Annotated in this window: 2 protein-coding genes; one reads left to right on the top strand and one right to left on the bottom strand. The window is 62.5% G+C overall.

What is annotated here, in order from left to right; all coding sequences use genetic code 11:
- Positions 1 to 255 precede the first annotated feature (255 nt).
- Positions 256 to 1185, top strand: a complete 930-nt coding sequence (locus ABYO54_RS16090; RefSeq protein ID WP_372809247.1) for a uridine kinase — start codon at positions 256 to 258, stop codon at positions 1183 to 1185.
- 62 nt (positions 1186 to 1247) lie between these two features.
- Here the strand turns inward: ABYO54_RS16090 and ABYO54_RS16085 are convergent.
- Positions 1248 to 1835 (bottom strand): PDZ domain-containing protein (locus ABYO54_RS16085; RefSeq protein ID WP_372809246.1); only part of this gene is annotated, 588 nt, incomplete at its 5' end.

The following is a 1835-nucleotide window of genomic DNA, read 5'->3' as shown; positions in this document are numbered from 1 at the left end:
TGAAAGGTCTCCTTCGTCAACCGTTTCGGCCCTACAATCCGCCGCAATTCCGGCACGGCGATGGGTGAGTCCATTGAGGGCGTCGACCGCGCCGTGCACGAATTCGGGAGGAGGGGCGCGGGCTCCGTGCCTGCTCAAGGGCAGGCCGGGATGCCTGCCCCACGAGTTTCCACCCCCTCAAACAAACCCGCCCAAAAACACCCGCAACCCGCCCTGCGCGGTTGCATCGGGGACGGACTTGGGTATTATGGAACCATGAATATCGAGACCGTCGCCGCACTCAACGAGGTGATCCGCAGAGGGCGGATCGAGGAGTACATTGCATTCGAAGAACGCCGCGCGTTCGAAGAGATCAAACGGATCGCCGATTCGATCGCGGAAAAAACCCACCGGCTGAAATGGATCTGGCTGGCGGGGCCGTCGTCGGCCGGCAAAACCACCTTCACGAAGCGGCTGTCGGCGGAGCTCAAGCGGCAGGGCGTGAAGACCCACGAGATCAGCCTCGACAACTATTTCGTCGACCGCGCGCTGACCCCGAAAGACACCGAGGGCGAATACGACTACGAACATATCGAGGCGATCGACCTGACGTTGCTGGAACGCCACCTCGACAAGCTGGGGAACGGCCACCCGATCGAGATGCCGCACTTCAAGTTCCTGCATGGCCGCCGCGAATTCCGCGGCGAGATCATCCGGCTTCAACCCGACGAGCTCGCGCTGATCGAGGGCATCCACGGGCTCAACCCGCGCATCACCTCGTTCGTGGATCCGCGGCACGCCTTCAAGATCTACATCGGGGCGCGCACCCCGTTGAAGCTCGACAATGAAACACGCATTTCGAGTACCGACCACCGCATGCTGCGCCGCCTGATCCGCGACCACAGCTTCCGCGGCAACCCGGCGGAAAAGACGTTTAAGTTTTGGCCGGCAGTGCGGGCGGGCGAGGACAAATGGATCTTCCCGTTCCAGCCGCTGGCCGACATGGAATACAACTCGGCCATGGGCTACGAGATTCCCGTGCTCAAGCCCTTGGTGGAACCGCTCATCCACTCCCTGCCGAGCTCGCACCCCGGACAGATTAAAGCCCGGGAGCTGCTGGAGCTCCTCGGGCATTTCACCGCGATCGACAAATCCTTGGTTCCGGAGGATTCGATCCTTCAGGAATTCATCGAGACCCCGGCCTAGCCGAGGTCTCGATCGTCCCGGCGGGTGATTTCCAACCGCCGGTTCGTTGGTCTGCCACGCCTTTATTCCTCGAGCTTGACGACGACGAAGCGCGAGCTGCGGCCGTCGGTGACGAAGAGCAGGATCTTGTGGTCCGGCGCCTCTTCGAGCGCTTTTTTGAAGGCGTTCACGCTATCGACGGGCTTGCGGTCGACGCTGGTGATGACCTGCCCGGGCTGAAGGCCTGCCCGCCATGCCGGGCTGCCCTGCTTCACTTCCGTGACCAGCACGCCTTCGAGCTCGCCGTAGCCCAGACGGCGCGCGGCGTCGCTTTCGAGGCTATCGACCGTGGCGCCGAGTTTGTCGTAGACCGCCGAGGAAACCCCTGCGCCGGCCGCCGCGCCTTCGCCTTCCATTTCCTGGGTGACGGCGACAATGTTCTTATACTTGCCATTGCGGAAGACCTTCAGATCGATCTTGCTGCCGGGCGCCGTGGACGCGACGCGGTTGCGGAACATGCCGAGCTTTTCCACCTTCCGGCCGTCGAGCTCAACCACGATGTCGCCTTCTTTCAAGCCGGCCTTCTCGGCGGCGGAATCCTCCATCACTTGGTTGATCAGGATGCCGCCCTTCTCGTTGAGCCCGAAGCTCTTGGCGAGGTCTTCGTCGAC

It is taken from the genome of Pontiella sp., assembly GCF_041622395.1.
Lineage (GTDB): Bacteria > Verrucomicrobiota > Kiritimatiellia > Kiritimatiellales > Pontiellaceae > Pontiella.
The sequence above is the reverse complement of the archived record's forward strand: the minus strand, read 5'-3'. Positions and strand labels throughout refer to the sequence as shown.